Origin of the sequence: Streptosporangium pseudovulgare (assembly GCF_014648055.1) — a bacterium.
GTDB lineage: Bacteria > Actinomycetota > Actinomycetes > Streptosporangiales > Streptosporangiaceae > Streptosporangium > Streptosporangium pseudovulgare.
In genome coordinates, this window is the sequence record NZ_BMQJ01000021.1 from 13,514 (window position 1) to 35,487 (window position 21,974).

General features: G+C 73.6%; 20 protein-coding genes. 9 read left to right on the forward strand and 11 right to left on the reverse strand.

Annotated elements, in window-relative coordinates:
• Positions 1-107: 107 nt before the first annotated feature.
• The 7 genes from egtD to IEZ10_RS31830 form a co-directional block, all read right to left on the reverse strand.
• Positions 108-1,088 (reverse strand): L-histidine N(alpha)-methyltransferase, encoded by a 981-nt coding sequence (gene egtD / locus IEZ10_RS31800; protein ID WP_189250218.1) that lies wholly within the window; start codon positions 1,086-1,088, stop codon positions 108-110.
• Between the two features lie 76 nt (positions 1,089-1,164).
• Positions 1,165-1,944, reverse strand: a complete 780-nt coding sequence (gene egtC, locus IEZ10_RS31805) for an ergothioneine biosynthesis protein EgtC (RefSeq protein WP_189250219.1) — start codon at positions 1,942-1,944, stop codon at positions 1,165-1,167.
• Between the two features lie 63 nt (positions 1,945-2,007).
• Positions 2,008-3,330 carry an ergothioneine biosynthesis protein EgtB gene (gene egtB / locus IEZ10_RS31810; RefSeq protein WP_189250291.1) on the reverse strand — a complete coding sequence of 441 codons (1,323 nt, stop codon included), beginning with the start codon at positions 3,328-3,330 and terminating at the stop codon, positions 2,008-2,010.
• 113 nt (positions 3,331-3,443) lie between these two features.
• Positions 3,444-4,850, reverse strand: a complete 1,407-nt coding sequence (locus IEZ10_RS31815) for a glutamate-cysteine ligase family protein (RefSeq protein WP_189250220.1) — start codon at positions 4,848-4,850, stop codon at positions 3,444-3,446.
• 150 nt (positions 4,851-5,000) lie between these two features.
• Positions 5,001-5,282, reverse strand: a complete 282-nt coding sequence (locus IEZ10_RS31820) for an anti-sigma factor family protein (RefSeq protein WP_189250221.1) — start codon at positions 5,280-5,282, stop codon at positions 5,001-5,003.
• Positions 5,283-5,323: 41 nt separating this feature from the next.
• Entirely contained in the window at positions 5,324-5,974 is a 651-nt protein-coding gene (locus IEZ10_RS31825; protein WP_229811854.1) for an RNA polymerase sigma factor, read from the reverse strand.
• 116 nt (positions 5,975-6,090) lie between these two features.
• Positions 6,091-6,912, reverse strand: a complete 822-nt coding sequence (locus tag IEZ10_RS31830) for an SAM-dependent methyltransferase (RefSeq protein WP_189250222.1) — start codon at positions 6,910-6,912, stop codon at positions 6,091-6,093.
• Between the two features lie 240 nt (positions 6,913-7,152).
• On the opposite strand from IEZ10_RS31830, the gene IEZ10_RS31835 reads away from it, so the two are divergent.
• Positions 7,153-7,566, forward strand: coding sequence for an SRPBCC family protein (locus IEZ10_RS31835; protein WP_189250223.1), 414 nt, complete (start codon positions 7,153-7,155; stop codon positions 7,564-7,566).
• Between the two features lie 103 nt (positions 7,567-7,669).
• The gene (locus IEZ10_RS31840; protein WP_189250224.1) at positions 7,670-9,979 is read left to right on the forward strand and encodes a xanthine dehydrogenase family protein molybdopterin-binding subunit; all 2,310 of its coding nucleotides are present in this window, start codon (positions 7,670-7,672) and stop codon (positions 9,977-9,979) included.
• Positions 9,980-10,069: 90 nt separating this feature from the next.
• Here the strand turns inward: IEZ10_RS31840 and IEZ10_RS31845 are convergent, their stop codons facing one another.
• On the reverse strand, positions 10,070-11,140 hold the full coding sequence (locus IEZ10_RS31845) for a YihY/virulence factor BrkB family protein (RefSeq protein ID WP_229811855.1): 1,071 nt from the start codon (positions 11,138-11,140) through the stop codon (positions 10,070-10,072).
• A 197-nt stretch (positions 11,141-11,337) separates the two neighbouring features.
• Between IEZ10_RS31845 and IEZ10_RS31850 the strand changes: the two genes are divergently transcribed.
• The gene (locus IEZ10_RS31850; RefSeq protein ID WP_189250226.1) at positions 11,338-11,883 is read left to right on the forward strand and encodes a ferritin-like domain-containing protein; all 546 of its coding nucleotides are present in this window, start codon (positions 11,338-11,340) and stop codon (positions 11,881-11,883) included.
• A 420-nt stretch (positions 11,884-12,303) separates the two neighbouring features.
• The gene (locus IEZ10_RS31855; protein WP_189250227.1) at positions 12,304-13,107 is read left to right on the forward strand and encodes a hypothetical protein; all 804 of its coding nucleotides are present in this window, start codon (positions 12,304-12,306) and stop codon (positions 13,105-13,107) included.
• 63 nt (positions 13,108-13,170) lie between these two features.
• Here IEZ10_RS31855 and menC read toward each other — a convergent pair whose 3' ends face one another.
• From menC to IEZ10_RS31870, 3 genes are all read right to left on the reverse strand, one after another.
• Complete coding sequence (gene menC / locus IEZ10_RS31860; RefSeq protein WP_189250228.1) at positions 13,171-14,271, reverse strand: o-succinylbenzoate synthase; 1,101 nt, start codon at positions 14,269-14,271, stop codon at positions 13,171-13,173.
• 31 nt (positions 14,272-14,302) lie between these two features.
• Positions 14,303-15,151, reverse strand: a complete 849-nt coding sequence (locus tag IEZ10_RS31865) for a GNAT family N-acetyltransferase (RefSeq protein WP_229811856.1) — start codon at positions 15,149-15,151, stop codon at positions 14,303-14,305.
• A 104-nt stretch (positions 15,152-15,255) separates the two neighbouring features.
• Positions 15,256-15,648 (reverse strand): histone-like nucleoid-structuring protein Lsr2, encoded by a 393-nt coding sequence (locus tag IEZ10_RS31870; RefSeq protein WP_189250229.1) that lies wholly within the window; start codon positions 15,646-15,648, stop codon positions 15,256-15,258.
• A gap of 319 nt (positions 15,649-15,967) precedes the next feature.
• On the opposite strand from IEZ10_RS31870, the gene IEZ10_RS31875 reads away from it, so the two are divergent.
• The 5 genes from IEZ10_RS31875 to IEZ10_RS31895 all read left to right on the forward strand — a co-directional run bounded on the left by IEZ10_RS31875 (position 15,968) and on the right by IEZ10_RS31895 (position 21,972).
• Positions 15,968-17,788 carry an ABC transporter substrate-binding protein gene (locus IEZ10_RS31875; protein ID WP_189250230.1) on the forward strand — a complete coding sequence of 607 codons (1,821 nt, stop codon included), beginning with the start codon at positions 15,968-15,970 and terminating at the stop codon, positions 17,786-17,788.
• A 3-nt stretch (positions 17,789-17,791) separates the two neighbouring features.
• On the forward strand, positions 17,792-18,799 hold the full coding sequence (locus IEZ10_RS31880; RefSeq protein ID WP_189250231.1) for an ABC transporter permease: 1,008 nt from the start codon (positions 17,792-17,794) through the stop codon (positions 18,797-18,799).
• Positions 18,796-19,728, forward strand: coding sequence for an ABC transporter permease (locus IEZ10_RS31885; RefSeq protein WP_189250232.1), 933 nt, complete (start codon positions 18,796-18,798; stop codon positions 19,726-19,728). Before IEZ10_RS31880 ends, IEZ10_RS31885 begins: the two co-directional genes overlap by 4 nt.
• Before the next feature lie 73 nt (positions 19,729-19,801).
• The gene (locus IEZ10_RS31890; RefSeq protein WP_229811857.1) at positions 19,802-20,965 is read left to right on the forward strand and encodes an ABC transporter ATP-binding protein; all 1,164 of its coding nucleotides are present in this window, start codon (positions 19,802-19,804) and stop codon (positions 20,963-20,965) included.
• A complete protein-coding gene (locus tag IEZ10_RS31895; RefSeq protein ID WP_189250233.1) occupies positions 20,962-21,972 on the forward strand; it encodes an ABC transporter ATP-binding protein in 1,011 nt (336 codons plus the stop codon). The genes IEZ10_RS31890 and IEZ10_RS31895 overlap by 4 nt, the downstream gene beginning before the upstream one ends.
• The last annotated feature ends 2 nt before the right edge of the window (positions 21,973-21,974 follow it).

Here is a 21,974-nt window from a genome sequence, read left to right on the forward strand (position 1 = left end):
TCCGCCGGGCTCACGCAACCGACCCTGGACGTTTCGCCCGGCGGGGGACGCCGGGGCGGTGATGTGTCCAGTCGCCTCCCCGCTCCGGAGGGACCGCCGAGACCCGCTCAGGTCCCGGCCAGCACCAGGGCGAAGTCCCCGTCCGGGTCGGTCAGGAAGCGGATCACCGTGAACCCGGCCCGGGACAGCTCCCGGCGCAGGCCGTCCGGGCGGAACTTGGCGCTGATCTCGGTGCGGGTCTCCTCACCGGCGGTGAACGGGATCGACAGGCCCAGGTCGCCGATCCGCACCCGCATGTCCCGGGTCGCGCGCAGCCGCATCTCGATCCAGTCGTTGCGCACGTCGTAGAGGGCGACGTGGGCGAACGCCTCCGGGTCGAAGTCCGCCCCCAGCTCCCGGTTGAGCACGTGCAGCACGTTGCGGTTGAAGGCGGCCGTCACCCCGGCCGCGTCGTCGTAGGCGCGCACCAGCCTCCCGGTGTCCTTGACCAGGTCGGCCCCGAGCAGCAGGGTGTCGCCCGGCGTCAGCGTGGCGCGCAGCCCGGTGAGGAATACCTCGCGCGCCGCCGGGTCGAGGTTGCCGACGGTGCCGCCGAGGAAGGCCACCATCCGCCGCCCGGCCCTGGGCAGCAGCGCCAGGTGCCGCTCGAAGTCGGCGCGCACCGCCCGCACGGTCACCCCCGGGTAGCGGGCGGCGAGCCGGTGCGCGGCGTCGCCCAGCGTGACGGCGTCGACGTCCACCGGCGTGTAGGCGCGCAGCGCGCCCGCCCGCTCCATGGCGTCCAGCAGCAGGACGGTCTTCTCGCTGGTGCCCGAGCCCAGCTCGACCAGGGTGTCGGCACCGCTCAGCCGGGCGATCTCGTCGGCGTGCCCGCGCAGGACGACCAGCTCGCGGCGCGTGGGGTAGTACTCCGGCAGCCGGGTGATGCGCGAGAACAGCTCGCTGCCCGCCGCGTCGTAGAACCACTTGGGCGGCAGCCACTTGGCCGCGGCCGTCAACCCGGCGCGGACGTCGTGTTCGAGGGACTGGCGCAGGTAGCCGCGGTCGAGATGGTCGATCAGCTCCACGGCCTGCCGGGTGACTGTCACGGGAACCTCCCTGGATCGGTGGACGGGGTGGTGGTACGCCGGTCCGGTACGGGGCCGGCCCCGTACCGGGCGCCGGTCACAGCGGCTGGAGCTCCACGCCGCCGGCGGAGACGAGGAGGAGGTGCCGGTCCGGTACGGCCCGCCAGCCCGGCCGGTCGTCCAGCGGTTCGCTCGCCACGAGCACGCCCCCGCCGGCGTGCGGGGAGCCCTGGGGCCGTGGGCCCGGGAGCGACGAGCCCGGGTACGGAAGGTCCGGGCCGGGGCGGTCCGCGCGCAGGAAGAGCGTGTCGCCCCAGGTGGTCGCGGCGAGCGCGGCGCCGTCACAGGCCAGCAGGTTCAGGCGGGCACCGGGGTCCTTGGCCCCGGCGTGGACGACGACCTCGGCGAGGGACTCGCCGAGCGGCCGGCCCTCACGCCGCCGGGCGAACACCGCCGCGGCCACCCACGCGGAGTCGCAGGCGCTCGGCGCGTCGTCGGCCAGGTCCCGCAGCGCGTCCCGGGCGACGCGGCCGTTGTGGCTGAGCAGCCACGGGCCGTCGGTGAAGGGCGCGGTCGCGGTCTCCTCGATCGGCATGCCCACGGTGGCCGTGCGCACCGCCGCCAGCAGGCACCCCGAGCGGGCGGCCCGGGCCAGGGCGGGCAGGTTGGCGTCGGTCCACATCGGGACGGCGCGGCGGTAGCGGACCGGTTCGGGAAGGGACCCGTCGTACCAGCCCATGCCGAAACCGTCGGCGTTGACCCGGCCGTGGCGCTGCATGCGGGGCGCGTAGGACTGCCGCAACAGCCCGTGCTCGGGCTCGTGGATCAGCGAGGCCAGGGACCGGGGGGCGCCCAGCCAGGCGGCGTGCCGGCACATCAGGCGTCCTCCCGGGCCGCGGGCCGGTGGGCCGGGTCTCCCCAGCGAACATGCGCCGGCATGTCAGGACTCCTCGGCGGACGCCGACCGGGCGCAGCGGAACCCGGAGAAGATCTGCCGCCGGATCGGCAGGTCCCAGTTGCGGAACGTGGTGCGGACCGCCGCCGGGTCGGCCGCCCAGGAGCCGCCGCGCAGCACCCGGTGGCCGGAGCCGAAGAAGACCTCGCTGTACTCCCGGTAGGGGAAGCTGCGGAAACCCGGGTAGGGCAGGAAGTGCGAGGCGGTCCACTCCCACACGTCCCCGACCATCTGCTCGGCGCCGTAGGCGCTCGCCCCGGCGGGGTAGGCCCCCAGCGGCGCCGGCCGCGCGGCCCGGTGCCCCAGGTTCGCCCTGCCGGGCCCGGGGTCGTCGTCGCCCCACGGGTAGGCCCGCGCCCGCCCGGCCACCGGGTCCCACCCGCACGCCTTCTCCCACTCGGCCTCGGTGGGCAGCCTCCTGCCGGCCCAGCGGGCGTACGCCTCGGCCTCGTACCAGCACACGTGCTGCACCGGCTCGTCCATGAGGACCGGCTCGGTCCGGCCGAAGCGGGTGCGCCACCAGTCACCGCCGTCCCTGATCCAGAACAGCGGCGCGCGGGCCCGGCTCTCGCGCAGCCAGCGCCCGCCCTCCTCGCTCCACCACCGCGGGTCGTCGTAGCCGCCGTCCTCGACGAACGCGGCGTAGGCGGCGTTGCCGACGGGGAACCGGTCGATCCAGTAGGCGGGCAGGTCCACCGGGTGAGCGGGCCGCTCGTTGTCGTAGGCCCACGGCAGCGTGGAGGTGCCCATGAGGAAGGGGCCCGCGGGCACGAACACCTCCTCCGGCCCGCCGGGGCGGCCGGGCGGCAGCTCGGCGTCGCGCACCAGGCCCGGCTCGCCGGAGAGCTGGAGGGTGGCGAGCATCGTCTCGTCGTGCTGGTGCTCGTGCTGGATGACCAGGCCGAAGACGAAGCCGCCACGGCGCAGCGGGTCGGGGTCGTTCGGGTCGAAGCCGTCCAGGACGTCCAGCACCCGGCCGCGCACGCCCTCGATGTAGCGGCGCGCCTCGGCCGGTCCCAGGATCGGCAGGGAGGGCCTGTCCCGGCGCGGATGCCTGAACGCGTCGTACAGGTCGTCGATCTCCGGCCGCAGCGGGGTGATCCCGCCGGCCTCGCGCAGCACCCACAGCTCCTCGTAGTTGCCGACGTGCGCCAGGTCCCACACCAGCGGCGACATCAGCGGCGAGTGCTGCCGCACCAGCAGGTCGTCCTCGGCGTCGGTGTAGGCCAGCGACCTGCCGCGCACCGCGATCAGCTCGGCGGCGATCCGCTCCTTGAGGCGGTCCGCGTCGGTCCCGTCAACGATCATCCTGCCCAACCCGCTCATCCCCTTCGTCACCCCGCGTCCTCCTCACCGTCCGTGCCGCGCGCGCCGCCCGTACGGTGGCCCGCGCCGCCCGTGTGCGCCCGTGGTGCCGGCCGTCATGCCGCGTACGTCCACCCCTCCTCGCCGGCCAGCCAGGCCGCCAGGCTCCGCTCCGGCTCCGCCGCCGGGGCGGTCGCGCCGAACAGGTCGAGCAGGTCCGCGGCCGGGGACCTGCCGGGCGTCACGTACCGGTCGGCGAACGCCTCCGCCCGGCGGACCAGCGCGGGCGGCGCGCCCAGCCGGGGCAGCGCGGCGAGGGCGGCCCGGAAGCAGGCGTCGGCCGCCGCGCGCAGCCCGGGGTCCGCCAGCCCGTGCCGTGCCGCCCGCGCCCAGCTCCCCGCGTACGGCTCCGCCGCGGCCAGCGCCGCGCCGGCCGCCAGGTCGTCCGTCACGAGGGCGTGGGTCACCGCCGCGCACACCGGCCACCACGCCGGGTGCTGCGCGTCGAGGTAGCGGATCTCCAGCCAGCCGCGCGGCCGTACCGGGGGGAAGACCGTGGTGGCGTGGTAGGCCAGGTCCGCCGGGGTGGGCGGGCGCGCTGGCAGGCCGCGTCCGGCGTACGAGGGCGCCGGGGAGGCGGCGGAGGCGGGCGGGCGCGGCGGCGAGCCGTACGACGGGCCCGGCGCCCCGGGCGCGGGGCGGGGCGGGACGACCGGTACCGGGCGGGCGGGGACGGCCTGGGACGCGGCCAGCCAGTCCCGCAGGGACGACCCGTCGCCGACCGGGCGGCACCGCTCGCCGTCCCCGTCCTCCTCGCGCACGAGCATCACCCGGGCGTCGAGGAGGTAGTCCCGCCACGCCGCCACCGGATCCCCCCGGAGGGGGACGGGAGCCGTCCGCGTCGGGTCGAGACGCTCCCACACCACCTGGCGGCCCGACATCCACCCGCACGGCCCGCCCTCCAGCAGCGGCGAGTTGGCGAAGGCCGCCGTCAGGACCGGCCCCAGCAGGTGCGCCCGCTCCCAGCGCGTCCCGGGATGTTCGCCCAGGTCCACGTTCACCTGGACGGACGCGGTCGAGCACATCATCAGCGGCCCGTACGGCGAGCCGAAGAACGCCGCCATCGCGTCGTAGCGGGGCAGGCGGAGCTGCCGCCGGGCGGGCCGTACCGGGTCGAGGCCCGCCCCGGCCAGCGCCAGGCCGGCCTCCCGCAGCGCCCCGCGTGCCGCGTCGACGTCCGCGGCCACCCGGGCGACGGCCTCCGGCAGCGGGCCCGCCGGCCCGGAGAGCTCCAGCTGCCCGCCCGGCTCGAACGTCACCCGGCTCCCGCCGGGCAGCGGCGGCAGCGCGGCGGCGACCCTGTCCAGGGGGACCTGACGCGTGGGGCTCCCGAGGTCGAAGACCAGGAACTCCAGCTCTATCCCCAGCCGGTCGCCGGGGCCGCCGCCGAAGCAGCGGCGCGCGAAGTCCTCCACCTCCGCGGCGTCCCGGATCGGAGTCTCCCCGGTCACCAGACCGTTCATCGGCCGCCCCTCCCGCCTGACGGGTACGGGACTACAGACCCGGCAGGGGCGCGGGCGTTACACCGGAGGCGCGGCGAATTTCCCGGGCGGGGAGGGGGCGCGGCGGCTCTCAGGAGCGCCGGTGCTCGCGAAAGCCGCGAGCAGTGGCCCTCAGGAGCGCCGGTGCTCGCGGAAGGCCGCGAGCAGCCGCTCCCGCGCGCTCTGCGGAAGCCCGTCGGACGGCGGGCGGGACGGCTCCCCGCCTGCGCCGGGACCGGAGGCGCCGAGGGCGCCCAGGGCGTCCGCGGTGGCGCGGATCTGGCCGAGGTAGCGCGCGCAGCCCTCGCACCCGGACAGGTGCTCGGCGAACAGGCACCGGGTGGTCTCGTCGAGCTCGCCTTCCAGGTAGGCGGTGACGAGTTCCACCACCTCGTCGCAGCTGAACCGCTTCACAGCGCCGACCGCCTCACCGTCTCGAACCTGAACCGTTTTCACTACGCCGACCGTCCCGCCGTCTCGAAATACTCCTCCAGCCGCCCGCGCACGGCCGCCCGGGCGCGGTGCAGCAGGACCCGCTGGTTGGCGGGGGAGATCTCCAGGATCTCGCACACCTCCTCGGAGGTGCACCCCTCGACGTCACGAAGGGTGATCACGACCCGCTGCCGGTGAGGCAGCTCCGCCAGGGCCTTGGTGATCAGGCCGCGCATCTCTGTGGCCAGGACCTCGCCCTCGGGGGTGGGCCAGGCCGCCGGGGCGTCCTTCCAGAAGCCCGGGAGGAGGTCGTCGGCGTCCTGGAAACGCGCGGGCTCGACGGTCGGGCTCTCATGCTCGAACGCGCTGCTCCACGGGACCACGCGGTTCTCCCGGACGCCGCGCTTCCTGGCCGTGTTGACCAGGATCCGGTAGACCCACGTCTTGACCGACGAGCGGCCCTCGAAGGCGTCGATGCCCCGGATGACCGCCAGCCAGGTGTCCTGGACGACCTCCTGCGCCGAGTCGTTGGTGGACACGTGGGAGCGGGCCAGCCACAGCATCCCGCGTGACCAGGTGTCCAGCAGCGTCGCGAACATCGCCTCGTCCCCGGCCCGCAGCGCCGCCACCACCACGTCGTCGGGAGGCAGCCCGCCGTCCGCGAAGGACTCCACGACCCTCTCCTCCCGCTCCGGCGTCCGAGGCGTTCTTCCGGAGAGCGAACGACCCGGACAGGAGGATTCCCGTACCCGGCGGAACCGACACCTGACGGCGTCCGCCGGGGGACGGGTCAGGGCTTGCGGCCCACGCCCACGTACGCCATGCCCGCCATGTCGGCGTAGGCGGACGGCGGCACCTCCGGGTCGGCGAACGGCCACACGCTCTCCGTGCCGGTGCCGTCGGCCAGCCCGGGCGGGATGAGCTCGAAGTCCCCGAAGAACCCGGCGACCTCCTCGCGCGACCGGGGGGTGAACGCCGCGTTCGACCGCCGGTACAGCTCGGCGACCCTGGCGGTGCGCTCGGGGTCGGCGTCCCCGGCGACGTGCGAGATCGCCAGGTGGCTGCCGGACGGCAGGGCGTCGCGGTAGGCCGCGACGAACCCCTGCGGGTCGGCGTCCTCGGGGATCAGGTGCAGGAAGAACATCATCAGGACCGCGACCGGCCGGTCGAAGTCGAGGAACTTCCGTAACCGCGGGTCCTCCAGGACGCTCCGCGGGTCGGTCACGTCCGCCTGCACCATGATCACGTTTTCGTTCCTGGCCAGCAGGGCGTTGCCGTGCGCGCAGACCACCGGGTCGCTGTCGACGTAGGCCACCCGGGCGTCCGGGGCGAACCGCAGGGCCACCTCGTGCACGTTCTGCCGGGCCGGCAGTCCCGAGCCGAGGTCGAGGAACTGGTCGATCCCCCGTTCGGCGAGATACTCGACGACCCGGCCGATCAGCAGCCGGTTCTCCCGGGCGCCCTGCCTGGTCTCGGGCAGCACCGAGAGGACCAGCTCGGCGAGGTCCCGGTCGGCCTGGAAGTTGTCCTTCCCGCCGAGGAAGTAGTCGTACATCCGGGCCGCGTTCGGGATCTGCGGATTCACTCCGGGGGGTGCCTGCTCCGCCGTCATCGTCAACCTCGCCGTCTGCGCTGTCAGGAAGGACCATGATCGCGGCATCCGTCCCGGATCGCCACCCCGGGGATCCGGCGCCCGCGGCGCGCCATGTCCCGGACGGACGGCGTGGGTCCGGAGACCCCGGGGGCGGACGGGCCGGGATGGACGGGCCAGGGATGAACGGGCCAGGGATGGACGGGCCGGGGGCGGGTAAGGGGCCGTTCGACGTTTCCGTGACAGGGAGTGACGATTGCGATGAGTGAGTACGAGCGTTCCCGCACCATGCCCGCGACCGCGGAGATCGTGTTCGACGAGGTGAGCGACCTGGACCGGCTCGACGACTGGCTGCCCCGCGAACTGCACGTGCACGCCGAGGAGCCGCCGGCGGTGACCGTGCACGAGGACGACACCGGGCAGGACTCCCGCGCCCTGTTCCGGGCCGTCCCGGAGCAGCTCCGGCTGGAGTGGGGCACCCGCGACGACGCCAGCTACAGCGGCTGGCTCCAGGTCGCCGACAGCGGCGCCGGAGGGAGCGAGGTGACCATCCACCTGTCGTTCTTCGACGAGGAGCACGCCCCGTCCGCCGAGGAGGTCCACCGCTCCCTCGACGAGAGCCTGGAGAAGCTGGCCACGCAGGTGGGCCGGCAGACCGACAGCCCGGCCGGCTGACGGACGGCTGACGGACGGCTGACGGCCGACGGTGCGGGCCGCCGCGCCGCCGTACGGTACGGCGGTCTTGGCGAGGGGGCGGGCGGCGCTCAGAATCGGGTCCATGGCTGATCATCACCCCTACGTCGGCGCGCGGGCCCCCCGCCGCGAGGACGGGCGGCTGCTCACCGGGCGCGGGAGATACGTCGGCGGCGTCGGGCCGCCGGACGCCGCGCACGCGGTGATCGTGCGCAGTCCCGTCGCCCACGGGCGGCTCACCGGATGCGACACCGCGGCCGCCCGCTCCGCCGCGGGGGTCCTCGGCGTCATCACCCCCGCCGACGCGGCGGGCGCGCGGCTGCCGTGCGTGGCGGTCGCGCCGGGGCAGCGCGAGTCCTCCTACCCGGTGCTGGACGAGGAGATCCGCTACGCCGGGCAGCCGCTCGCCGTCGTCGTGGCGCGGACCCCGGAGGCCGCCCGGGACGCCGCCGACCTGATCGGCCTCGCCATCGAGGAGCTGCCCGCCGTGGTCGGCGTGGAGAACGCCGTCCGCGACGGCGCCCCGCTGCTGTACCCCGCCTGGGGCACCAACCTGGTGACCGACTTCGAGGTCGGCGACACCGACTGCGAGGCGGCGATCGCCGCCGCCGACCACGTCGTGGAGATGACATTCCGCCTGGGCCGGGCCGCGCCGAGCCCGATCGAGCCGCGCGGGATCGCGGCCGGCCTCTCCGACGGCACGCTCACGATCTGGGCCGCCACCCAGGCCCCGCACCACGTGCGCGACCACGCGGCCGAGGCCCTGGGCCTGCCCCTCAACGCGGTACGGGTGATCGGCTGCGACATCGGGGGAGGGTTCGGCGCGAAGGAGCACCTCTACCCCGACGAGGCGCTCGTCTGCCTGGCCGCCCTGCGGCTCGGCCGCCCGGTGCGGTGGTCGGAGACGCGCGCCGAGCACCTGTCCGCCACCCTGGCGGCCCGCGACGCCGTCCACCGGGGCCGCCTGGCGTTCACCGCCGACGGCGGGTTCGTCGCCCTGCACTGCGACATCCTCGGCGACCTGGGCGCCCATCCGTCGAACGTCGGGATCAGCCCGCTCGCCGTGTCGGCCATCATGCTGCCCGGCCCCTACCGGTTCGAGCGGGCCGGCGCGAGGGTGCGCGCCGCCGTCACCACCACCACCCCGACCGGCTCCTACCGGGGCTTCGGCCAGCCGGAGGCGACCTGGACCAGGGAGCGGCTGGTGGACGAGGCGGCGCGGCTGCTGGGGGCCGACCCCGTCGAACTGCGGCTGCGCAACATGATCGGTCCTGACGATCTGCCCGCCGCCACCCGCACCTGGCAGTCCTACGACAGCGGCGACTACCCCGCCGCCCTGCGCCGGGTGCGGGAGCTGGCCCGGGTCGGGCCGCCGCGTGACGGGCGCAGGCGCGGCGTCGGGTTCTCCTGCCACGTGGAGGCCACCGGCATGGGGCCGTCCATGGGCCTCAAGGCCGCGGGCCAGGCCGCGGGCGGGTTCGAGACCGCGATCGTGCGGATGGAGCCCGACGCCTCGCTCGTCGTGCACGCCGGGGTGGCCGGGATGGGACAGGGCATCGAGACGACGCTCGCCCAGCTCGCCGCGGACGGCGTGGGCGTGCCGCTGGACCGGGTCCAGGTGATGCTCGGCGACACCGCGGCCACGCCGTACTCCTCGATCGGCTCCATCGCCAGCCGCTCCCTCGTGGTCGGCGGCGGCGCCCTGAACCGCGCCGCCCGGCTGCTGCGTGACCGGATCGTCGCCATCGCCGCCCACCGGCTGGAGGTCTCCGGCGACGACCTGGAAATCGCCGACGGGGCCGTCCGGGTGAAGGGCGACCCGGCCTCGTGCCTGACCCTGCGGGAGATCGCCCTGTCGGCCTGGCGCGGCTGGGATCTGCCCGAGGGGGTGCCGCCGGGGCTGGAGGAGCGCGTCACCCACGACCCCGCCGACTACACCTACGCCTACGGGGCGCACGCGGCGGCGGTGGCCGTCGACGTGGAGACCGGCGCGGTCGAGGTCGAGGGGTACTGGGTGGTCGGCGACTCCGGGACGCTGGTCAACCCGGCGATCGTCGAGGGCCAGCTGCGCGGCGCGATCGCCCAGGGGATCGGCATGGCGCTGACCGAGGAGGTCGCCTACTCCGCCGACGGGCAACCGGCCGCCGACTACTTCCCGCCGACGGCGCGGGAGGTGCCGGACATCGAGGTCGTCCTGACCCAGACACCCTCGCCGATCACTCCGGGCGGCATGAAGGGGGTGGGGGAGGCGGGCACGATCGGCCCGCCCGCGGCGATCGGCAACGCGGTGGCGGCGGCCGTGCCCGAGATCGCCGCCGGGGTCGCCACCACCCCGCTCACCTCCCAGGCGGTGTGGTCGCTCCTGCGCGGGGACGACCCGGCGGAGCCCGGCTGAGCGGCGCCGGAGGTCCCGCTCAGCCGGGGCCCCGCCTCCGGGACGCGCGCCGTCCGGGGTACCCGGGGCCCCGCTCTCCGGGGCCCGTCCTCAGGACGCGCGCCGTCCGGGGTTCTCCGGAGTCCCGCTCTCGGAAGTCCCGCTCTCGGGGGTCTCCCGCAGAAGCCCGGTGACCCGCCGTACGGTGTCCGCCACGGCGGTCCCGGCGGCGCCCACCAGCGGCTCGCGCTCCTCCTCGGCCGTTGGTCCGGGGTCCGGCTCGGTCGGCCGGGCGTTCCCGGCCCGGCACGCCTCCAGCTGCGCGGCGAAGGCCAGCCCGAGGAAGAGCGCCATCGAGCTGAGGAACGACCACAGCATCAGCGCCATGACGGCGGTGAGCGGGCCGTAGGTGGAGCCGAAGGTGCCGCTGCCCTCGATGTAGAGCGCCAGCAGCAGCGTGAACACCGTCCACAGGGCGATCGCGACCAGGGCGCCGAACGCGAGCCAGGTGTGGCCCGGCTGCCTGCGCCGCGGCGCGGCGCGGAACAGCACCGACGCCGACAGCACTGCCAGCAGGAACCCGACCGGCCAGCGCACCAGCGTGAACGCCCGCAGCTCGGCCCCGCCCCAGTCGTAGACCTGGGCGAGCGCCCGGCCGATCGCGCCGCCGCCCACCATCACCACGAAGCCCGCGGTCATGAACGCGCCCGCGGTCAGCGCCATCAGCAGGGCCCTGCCGTACTTGCGGTGGAACGGGCGGTCGCGCTCCACGCCGTAGATGCGGTTGGCGCCCCGCTCCACCTGGGCCATGGCGCTGGTCAGCGAGACCAGCGCGGTGCACAGGCCGAGCCACAGTGCCAGGGTGCCCCCGGTGTGGCCCGCCTGCCGGTGGCTTTCGGAGAGCACGTCCCGGACCGCTTCCGCCCCGGCCCCGGGCGCGATCCGGCTCAGCGTGAGTTCGAGCACCTCGCCCAGGTGCTCCTGGTTGACCACCGAGCTCAGCCCCACCAGCGCGATGGCGCCGGGGATGATCGACAGGCAGATCTGGAAGGCCAGCGCCCGGGAGTTGGTCATGCCCTCGCCGTACCTGAACCTGGCGAAGGAGTCGCGTACGAGGTGCCAGCGGCCGTACCTGCGCAGGGTGACCCAGGCGTGGTCGGCCGACAGCTCCTCGCCGCTCATGCTCCGTGTCTGCGGCACTTCCGTCGCGGTTCCCATGGTCGGGTGCGACTACCCGGGGAGCCGGACGGCGAACCGGCCCGCCGGTAACGGTCCTGACACCGTCCGGAGAGCGTGGAGGGCTCCGCGGGGAGAGCCGGCGACCGCCGGGAGAATGGCAAAAAACGGCATGAAAGGGACGAGATGGGTAGAGGAAGTACATGGCTGAATTTCTCACCGACATCAAGGAGATCCGCGCCAGGGCCCGCCAGGAGATCGACAAGGGGCCGATCACGTCCGCCTACGGCGCCGACCTTCCGCGGGTGATCCAGGTGTGCAACGAGGCGCTGGCCACGGAGCTGGTCTGCGTGCTCCGATACAAGCGGCACTACTACACCGCCACCGGGATCTACGCGGAGCCGGTGGCCGCGGAGTTCCTGGAGCACGCGGGGGAGGAGCAGGAGCACGCCGACCGCCTCGCCCAGCGCATCGTGCAGCTCGGCGGCGAACCGGACTTCAACCCCGAGACGCTGACCCTGCGCTCGCACGCCGAGTACGACGACAGCCTCGACCTCGTCGAAATGATCAAGGAGGACCTGGTGGCCGAGCGGGTCGCCATCGCCTCCTACACCGAGATCGTCCAGTGGCTCGGCGACCGGGACGTGACCACCCGGCGCGTCTTCGAGGACCTCCTCGCCCAGGAGGAGGAGCACGCCGACGACCTCAAGGGCCTGCTGGAGAGGCTTCCCGCCGCGCTCGGGAACTGAGCCGCGCCCCGCGAGGGGGCTGAAAAGCCGAGAGTACGGCGCCGCGCCCGGGGACCGAGGCGCGCCGCCGCGCGGGTCGGGGACGTCACGGACGTCCCCGGCCCGCTTCCCGCTGCCCGGCATCGCCCGCCGGGGCCGCCCCTCCCGTGTCCCACGCCGTTTCGGGCGGGCCGCTTCCGGCGCGTCGCGAGCTTGGGAGGGCCGCTTCCGGCGCGTTGCGTGGCCTTGGGTGTCGAAGGACGACGACCACAACGCGGTATCGCCGTTGATTCCACCGGTAAATTTCCGGCTCCATCCATAAATCAAACGCCACGATTAACTATTTCTCGTTATCGCAGAAAGTGGCCGGGTATCTGGTGACCGGCGGTTTAGAAGATGTGTGGCGCATTAATAGGATGAAATGTCCAGAAAGGACTAATCATGAGTTCTTCGGTGGGCACAATGGCGAAGCTGTCGCTCGCCGCCCTGGGCACCGCCCTCCTCGCCGTGCCGGGGGGCGTCTGCCGGGCGGACACCACCGGGTCCACGACAGGGGAACCGGTCGCCGGCGTCCGGGCCCCCGGCGTCCACGGTCCCGGCGTCCACGGTCCCGGCGTCCACGGTCCCGGCGTCCACGGGTCGAGCGCCCGGGGCCCCGGCGCGCACGGCTCCGGCACCCGGCGGGACGACGCCGCGTTCCGGCAGGACGGGGCGGCCTCCGGACGGCAGGGCGGGACGCATTCCGAGCGGCGGGGCAGGGCCTCGGCCGAGCGGCAGGACGCGTCGCGACGGCACGCCGTACCGAGGCGTCAGGCCGCCGCGCCGCAGCGGGGCGAGGACGCGTCCACCTCCGAGGATGCGGCCGGCAACGGGCGGGGGCGGTTCACCGGGCGGGAGGCCGTGGGCCGCAGCCGTGCGGGGAGGATGGCGGCGTCGAGGAATCGCGGCGGGCAGGCTCCGTCCAGGCAGAGCCAGGCGCAGGCGGCCCCCTCCTCCGGACAGGGGGGGAGCGCGGCCGGGCCGGACCGGGCCGAGGCCCGCCCGGCGGTGCCCTTCGCCGACAGGTTCGGCCCGCACGGCAAGTACGGCCCGGACAACACCTTCAACCCCACCGGCAAGGTCAACCGGCGGCTCAAGTACGGGCCGTTCCTCACCTGGCCGGTCCTCTGCGGCACGGCGGACGACTCCATGGGGTGCATGACCCAGTTCGTCCCCGAACTGGGCACCGGAACGCCGAAGCAGTGAGGGCCCGGCGGGCTCCGGTGAGTCCGCCGGGCTTCCGGGGAGGGCACCGGGGCGCCCGCCGGGTCAGAGCGGGATCCACTCCGTGGAGACGGTGACCTCGTCCAGGACGCCGGGCAGCGGGTCGACGCCGATGCCCGGACCGGTGGGGACGTCGAGGTGACCGTCGCGCAACTCGAACGGGGCGGTGACGTCGGTGGCGAAGTAGCGGCGCGAGGCGGAGGTGTCGCCCGGCAGGGTGAAGCCGGGCAGCGCGGCCAGGGCGAGGTTGGCGGCGCGGCCGACGCCGGTCTCCAGCATCCCGCCGCACCACAGCGTCACCCCGTGGGCGCGGGCCAGGTCGTGGATGCGGCGGGCCTCGAGATAGCCGCCCACCCGGCCGGGCTTGACGTTGATGATCGAGCACGCGCCCAGGGAGATGGCGGCGGCGGCGTGCCGGGCCGACTCGATCGACTCGTCCAGGCAGATCGGGGTGGCGATCCGCCGGGCGAGCCGGGCGTGCTGCACCATGTCGTCGTCGGCCAGCGGCTGCTCGACGAGCAGCAGGCCGAAGGCGTCGAGCGCGGCCAGCCGGGGGGCGTCGCCGAGGCTGTAGGCGGCGTTGGCGTCGACCTGCAGGAGCAGGTCGGGGCCGAACCGCTCGCGCACGGCCCGCACCGGCTCCACGTCCCAGCCCGGCTGGATCTTCAGCTTGACCCGGACGTACCCCTCGTCGAGGTAGCCCGCCACGGTGTCGAGCAGCTCCGGGACCGAGTCCATGATGCCGACCGACACGCCGCAGGGCACCCGGTCGCGGGAGGCGCCGAGGAACGAGCCGAGGGATCGCCCCGAGGCGCGGAGCGACGCGTCCAGCACGGCGGTCTCCAGGGCGGCCTTGGCCATGCGGTGGCCCTTGAACGGCTCCATCGCCCGGTTGACGGCCTCGGCGTCGGCGTGCGCGGGCAGGGCGGGGATCAGGAAGCGGCGCAGCGCGTCGGCGGCGCCGTCCACGTACTCGGAGGAGTACAGCGGCTCCGACATGGCCACGCACTCGCCCCAGCCCTCGGCGTCGGGGGTGACGACTCGCACGAGCAGCACGTCGCGCTCGGTCTCCGTGCCGAACGAGGTGCGGAACGGCGCCACCAGCGGCATCGCGATCCGCCGCAGCTCGATTCCGGTGATCTTCATGGTGTGCGGCCCGCGCCGCCTCTCCTCTCACTCATGATCCGAGCCGTTCCAGCGGCCCGGGCCGTTCCACGACGTATCCGGCCCGGCGGTCGAAGCCGGTGACCAGGGCGCCCTCCGCCAGCAGCCCGCCCAGCACCTCCCGTACGGCGTGCCGCCACGCCCGGGCCGCGTCCGGGTCGGCCCGGCGCAGCGCCTCGACGTCCTCGGGCACCGCCACCAGGACGGTACGGGCCCCGGCCCAGGCCCCGGCCGGGACCGGCGACGGCAGGCCCTCCAGGACGGCCAGGCCGGTCACCGCGTCCGCGGGCACCTCCGGGACGTACGGCTCGCCCCGCGCGGCGGCCAGCACGCGCGGCTCCGAAAGGTGCCACACGGCGAGCAGCCGGTCCGACTCGTCCCCGGCGTTGATCGCGTCGTCCATGGCCCCGTAGAACGACGGCAGGTACTCCTCGGCGTGGGCGCCGAGTTTGGCCAGGTTGAAGTGGGCGTTGCGGCGCACCAGCGGGTCGTAGGTCCAGGTGACGCGGTCCAGGCCCCGCTCCAGCGCCCAGGCGCGCTGGTGCAGCTTCAGCGCGAGGCCGGCGCCGCGGCCGGGGAGGGCGCCGGTGACGTGGGAGTGCAGGGCCCGGCCGATCGGGGCGGCCAGGAACGCCACCGACGCCCCTGCCAGCCGCCCGCCCTGGTAGGCGCCCGCGACGTAGTTGCCCGCGTGCGACAGCGCCCGCATCAGCTCCACCGTGATCGGCCGGTTGCCCGGATCGGGGCGCCAGATCGCGTCGAACAGCCGTACGGCGTCCTCGAACTCCCCGACGTCGCGCAGCTCGCGCACGTCGAGGCCGCCCCCATCACCCGTGCCGACCCCCGTGACCAGCGCGCTCACCTCCCTCAAGGGAGCGTAGCGCGGGTTCCCGGCGCCGGTCCCTACGCCGTCTCCGGAGCCTCGCCCCGCGCCGTCCCGGCCCGCCGTCCCGACGCCCCGGCCGCCTACTCCGGCTCCGGCCGGTCCGGCGCTTCCTCCCGGTCCGGTACGGCGCCGGGGTGGGCGGCGAGGAACCGGTCGAGCACCTCCTCCGGGACGCGGCCCCGGACCGGCACCTCCAGGCCCTGCTCGCGGGCCCACTCGCGGACGTCGGTGGTGGTGTGCCCGCGCAGGCGGACGGGGGAGTCGGCGGGCCGCCGCGCCCGCGACGCCTGCCTGACCTCCCGGGAGCTCTCCAGGACCTTCTCGATCAGGCCGAGGGCCTCGCGCAGCCGCCGCTGGTTGTCGTCGGACAGGTCGATGGCGAAGGTCCGGTTCAGCAGGGAGAACTCCCGCCTCGCCACGTCGGTGCCCTCGGAGTGGTCGAGGTCGTCGACCAGGATCACCTTCTGCGCCACGGCCGGCCCCTTTCCGGTGAGCTGCGTTCCGTCTCGGTCACGAGCGGGCATCATGCCGCGCCCCGCGGGGCCGTTCACGCACTTGACGGGCTCTTTGCCGCTCCCTGACCCGTTGGCGGGTAGCCTCCCTGGACGTCCCGTACGGCCGGAGCGGGCGTGCCGTACCAGAGGGGCGGCTCTCTGGGGCTCCCGGACGGCGATGAAGGAAAGTTACAGGATTCTCACAACGTCTGGAGATTATTGACGTCCCTCGCGGGGCGACCATAGGGTCCGGTCAACCCCGGCTATCCCGGCCACGTAAGCCCCAACGGAGTGGTTCATGAAGCGACTAGCGGCCGTAGCGGCACTGCTCGGCCTCGCCGCCGTCACGGCGTGCAGCGGCAACACCGGAGACAAGTCCGCCGCGGGCGGCGCCGGCGGGGGTGGTGGCCTCTACACCACGATCGACGGCAACAAGCCCGGCCTCGACGTCAACGGCCCGTTCAACCCGTGGAGCCCCAAGGGCAACGCGTTCGCCGGCTACAACGTCATGAAGCTCGCCTGGACGAAGAACCACCTGACCGACCCGAACCAGTTCTACCCGGGCATCGCGGCGAGCTGGGAGATCGCGCCGGACAACTCCTCGATCACCCTGCACCTGCAGCCGAACAACAAGTGGTCCGACGGCAAGCCGGTCACCGCCGAGGACGTCAAGTTCTCCATCGCCCTCGCCTACACCCAGGGCAGCACCGCCTTCGCCATCACCCCGGGCGCGGCCGGCGCGGCCTCCGAGGTCGAGGTGGTCGACGACAAGACCGTCAAGATCACCCAGGACATGGAGAACCCCAGCGTCACGTTCGTGCGCGGCGTCATGGACAGTGCGGTCGTGCCCAAGCACGTCTGGGAGAGCGTGCTGCCCGCCGACTTCTGGGACAAGCTCAAGGCCGCCCGCGGCGAGGGCGCCGACGCCGACAAGGCCCGCGAGGAGATCACCGCGCTGGCGGAGAAGGTCCTCGCCTTCGCCCCGCCCAAGGACGTCTCCGCCGGCCCCTACACGCTGGAGCGGATGAACCCCGGCGAGGCGCTGCTGGTCAAGAACAAGAACTTCTACAACGCCGCGAACGTCGGCCCCGACCAGGTCAAGCTGCTCAACTACACCGGCAACGAGCAGATCTGGAACTACCTCATCGCCGGCAAGCTCGACAGCGCGCCGTTCACCGCGGTGCCCACCGACGTGATGAAGCGCATCTCCGCCACGCCCGGCAACGGCGTCGTCAAGGGCTTCTCCCCGGTGGCGCTGGGCCTGGCGTTCAACCAGTCCAAGAAGCCCTACGACAACGTCCACGTGCGGCGCGGCCTGGCCTACCTGATCAACCGCGACGAGATCACCAAGATCGCCTCTCCCGAGGGCGGCACCCCGGCCGTCACCACCACCGGCATCCACCAGAAGCCCGCCGCCGACTGGCTCGGCGACGAGCTCGGCAAGCTGGAGCCCTACAAGCTGGACGTGGCCAAGGCGGAGGAGGAGTTCAAGGAGGCCGGCCTCAAGAAGGAGGGCGGCAAGTGGACGCTGCCCGACGGCAAGCCGTGGAAGTTCACCATCAACGTCCCGGCGCCGTTCTCCGACTGGGTCTCCGGCGCCAAGGCGATCACCAGCCAGCTCAACGCGGCCGGCATCGACGCCGAGGTCCTGAGCGTCGCCGACTACCCGATCTACCTGGAGGAGCTCGCGGCCGGCAAGTACGACGTCGGGTTCTGGCTGATCGCCCTCGGGCCCGCGCCGTACAACATCTTCCAGCGCCTCTACGGTGCCTCCAACGGCTGGTCGGTCCTCGGCGGCAAGGTCAAGCACGCCGAGCCCGGCAAGAACGGCAACTGGATGGGCGGCCCGGAGACCATCGAGGTCGACGGCGAGAAGATCAATCCCGGTGAGCTGACCGCCAAGCTGAACTCGGTCTCCGGTGACGAGCAGAAGGCCATCGTCGGCAAGCTCGCCAAGGCGGCCAACCAGGACCTGCCGGTGGTCCAGCTCTGGGACTACGTCAACACCCAGTTCGTCAACACCAACCGTTTCACCGGCTTCCCGGAGAACGAGAGTGACCTGCTCCGCCAGCCCGCCGGCGTGTGGATCCAGCTCGGCATGGTCAAGAAGAAGCAGTAACGCATGACGGTGCTCATCCGACGGCTCGCGGGTCACCTGGCCCGCGGGCTCGTCATGATCCTGGTCGTCACCACGGTCAGCTTCTTCGTCATCCGCAGCGTCCCCGGCGACCCCATGGCCGCCAAGTACGAGAAGCTGGTCGAGCAGGGCATGTCCCCCGAGGCCGCGCAGCGGGCCGTCGAGGTCCTCTACGGCTTCGCCCCGTCGGGCGGCCTGTGGCAGCAGTACGTGGACTACATGACCGGCCTGCTCCGCCTCGACCTCGGCCAGTCGCTCACCGTCCCCGGCGTGGGCGTGTCCACCGTGCTGTTCTCCGCGGCGAAGTGGACGATCCTGCCCGTGCTGGCCGGCACGCTGCTGAGCTTCCTGGTCGGCGTCGTCCTCGGCGTCTACGCCGCGATCCGCCGCTCCGGCAAGCTCGGCGACGCCCTGGCGATCTCCGGGTCGCTGCTGCACGGCGTCCCGCAGTACGTGCTCGCGCTGCTGCTGATGGCGGTCTTCACCACCCTGATCCCGATCCTGCCGGCGGGCGGCACCGCCGACATCATGTACGAGCCGGGCCTCAACGCCGGCTACATCGGCTCGCTGATCCAGTACGCCACGCTGCCGGTGCTGACCTACGCGCTGGCCTCCTACGGCGGCTGGATCCTGGCGATGAAGTCGAGCGTGGTCACCGTGCTCGGCGACGACTTCATCCTCGCCGCCGAACTGCGCGGCATGAAGCGCGGCATCGTCTTCCGCTACATCGCCCGCAACGCGATCCTGCCGCTGTTCACGATCCTGGCCCTGTCGCTGGGCATGCTGTTCGGCGGCGCGATCTTCATCGAGCGGATCTTCAACTACCCCGGCCTGGGGCTGATGCTCATCGACAGCATCACCAACCGTGACTACGCCCTGATGGGCGGGGCGTTCCTGCTGATCACCGGGGCGATCATCGTCGCGAACATCGTGGCCGACCTGTTCTACACCGTCATCGACCCGCGGGTGCGCAGCGGCGAGGGGGCCCCATGACAGCGCAGACCATCACGGCGGCCAGCGGCGCCGCGGGCGGCGCCGGTCCGGGCACCGGACGCGCGGCCCTGCGCCGCAACTTCTGGCGCGGAGTCTGGCGGGTGCTACGGCGCAAGCCCAGCCGCATGCTCGGCGCGGTCATCGTGGCCGGGTTCGCACTCATGGGCGTGTTCGGGCCGATGTTCTACCCCGACCACCTGCCCCGCGACACCGCCGCGCTGTACGCGCCGCCGAGCTGGGAGCACCCCTTCGGCACCGACTTCGAGGGCACCGACGTGCTCGCGCTGCTCATCACCGGGTCGCGCTACGTCCTGCTGACCGCCCTGGTCACCGCCGTCATCACGGTGGTGCTCGGCGCGGCGATCGGCCTGTTCGCCGGGTTCCGGCGCGGCCGCTGGGACACCGTGCTCATGCGGATCACCGACATGAAGCTCACCATCCCCGGCCTGCCGCTGCTGCTGGTGCTGTCCACGGTGTGGAAGTTCACCAGCGCCCTCGAGATGGGCCTGGTGCTCGGCCTGCTCGGCTGGGGCGGCGTGGCGCGGGCGGTGCGCTCGCAGACCCTGTCGCTGCGCGAGCGCGGCTTCATCGAGGCCGCCCGCGGCCTCGGGCTGTCCACCACGCACATCATCGGCCGCGAGCTGCTGCCCAGCATGGCCCCCTTCATCGCGATGAACATGCTCATCTCCGTCACCGGCGCGGTGTACGCCCAGGTCGGCCTGTTCTTCCTGGGCGTGCTGCCGTTCGACGCCAACAACTGGGGCGTGATGCTCAACCTCGCGGTGTTCGGGGGAGGGGCGATGTCGTCGCCGGCCGCGCTGCCGTACCTCATGGCGCCGCTGCTGGCGATCCTGCTGCTCACCCTGGGCATCGTGCTCGTCGTCGACGCGATGGACGAGATCTTCAACCCCCGCCTGCGTGAGGAGTGACCGGGTGCCCACCACCGAGAACACCGCCGCGAGGAACGCGGGAAACGCTGGGAACGCCGGGAAAACCGCGAACGTGGCGAATGCGACCAAGGCCCCTGGGGTGCGCGTCGACGGCCTGACCGTCGTCTACCGGACCCCCGCCGGGGAGCTGCCCGCGGTCCGCGGCATCGACCTGGAGCTGCCCGCCGGCACCATCACCGGCGTGGTCGGCGAGTCCGGCTCCGGCAAGTCCACGCTGGCGCTGTCGCTGCTCAACGCGGTCCAGCCGCCGGGCAGGATCAGCGCCGGCAGCGTGGAGATCGACGGCCTCGGCGACGTGGTGAAGCTGAGCGGCGAGGACCTGCGCAAGGCGCGCGGCCGGCACATCGGCTACGTCTTCCAGGCCGCCCAGAACTCCCTCAACCCGCTCAAGACCGTCGGCAAGCAACTCCTCGACCTCGGCCGCTCGCACGAGATCGAGGACCTGCGCGGCCTGGTCAGGGACGCCAAGGACCTGTTGGGCCGGATGGGCCTGGACGGCGCCCGCGTCCTCGACTCCCACCAGCACGAGCTGTCGGGCGGCATGCGCCAGCGGGTCGGCATCATGCTCGCGCTGGTGCTCAACGCCCACCTGGTGGTGCTGGACGAGCCGACGACCGCGCTCGACATGATCACGCAGGCGAACATCCTGCGGATCGTCCGCGAGGTCCACGCCGAGCGCGGCCTGACCACCCTCGTCATCACCCACGACCTCGGCGTGGTCGCCGAGGTCGCCGACCGGCTGGCCGTCATGTACGGCGGGCGGCTCGTCGAGCAGGGCCCCACCAGGGACGTGCTGAGCGCGCCCCGCCACCCCTACACCCAGGGCCTGCTGCGGGCCATCCCGCGCCTGCTGGGCGACATCGGCGAGGCCCGGGCCCTGCCCGGCCGTCCGCCGACGCTGGGCACCGTCCCGGCGCGGGGCTGCGTCTTCCGGGAGCGCTGCGCGCTGCGCATGGACGTCTGCGAGACCGAGGAGCCGCCGATCGTCGTCCGGGGCCCGTCGATCACGGCCTGCCACGCGGTCGCCGCCGCGGACGCGGGCACGGACACGGGTGCGGACACCACGGCGGGCACGGCCACGGCCGGGGCGGACGCCGTACCGGACGCCGCGCATCCGGCGGAGACCGCGGACGAGCCGGAGTCCGCGGGCGCTGTGGGGGCCGCAGGGGCCGGGGAGCCGGCCGGGGTACAGGGAACGCGGGGGGAACAGCCGTGATCACCGGGCAGAACATCACCAAGACCTTCAGGCAGCGCGGCGGCGTGCTCGCCGGCCGCGACGTGAGGGCGCTGCGCGGCGTCGACTTCACCATCCCCAAGGGCGGGGCGGTGTCGTTCATCGGCGAGTCCGGCTGCGGCAAGACGACGCTGGGCCGCATCATCGCCGGGCTGGAGACCTACGACTCCGGCGAGATCACCATCGACGGCACCCCGATGTCGTCGCTGCGGCCCCGGAAGCGCCAGCCGTACTTCCGGCGGATCCAGATGATCCACCAGGACCCGTACTCGGCGCTCAACCCGACCCGCACCATCCACCAGACGCTGGACGCGCCGCTGTCGCTGCGTGCCGGGCAGACCGGACGGCCCCGCTCGTGGGTCGACGAGCGCGCCGAGGAACTGCTGGCGCTGGTCGGGCTGGACCCGGGCTACGTGCTGCCGCGCTACCCGCACCAGCTGTCCGGCGGCATGCGCCAGCGCGTGGTCATCGCTCGCGCGCTGACCGTGGACCCGGAGATGCTCGTCGCCGACGAGGCCGTATCCATGATCGACGTCTCGCTCCGGCTGGGCATCCTCGCGCTGCTGAAGGACCTGCGCGAGCGGCTCGGCGTGAGCGTGCTGTTCATCACCCACGACGTGGCGACCGCCCGCTACATCGGCGACGACGGCGAGCTCTACGTCATCTACCGCGGGCAGGTCGTCGAGCGGGGGCACGTGGACACGATCATCTCCGCGCCCGTCCACCCCTACACCCAGTCGCTGCTGTCGGCGATCCCGGTGCTGCACGGCCTGGAGCGGCCGGGCGAGCAGCCGGTGGTGCCGACCGAGGCGCTGGACGAGAGCCACCACGACGCGGGCTGCCTGTTCGCCCGGCGCTGCCCGTTCCGCACCGACCGCTGCGAGAGCGAGCCGCCGGTGCTGGGCCGGGACGAGGAGTTCCCGCAGGAGCACGCCTGCTTCCATCCTCGGCGCCGCGACGTCGTCGCCACACCGATCGGGCGGGGGTGAGC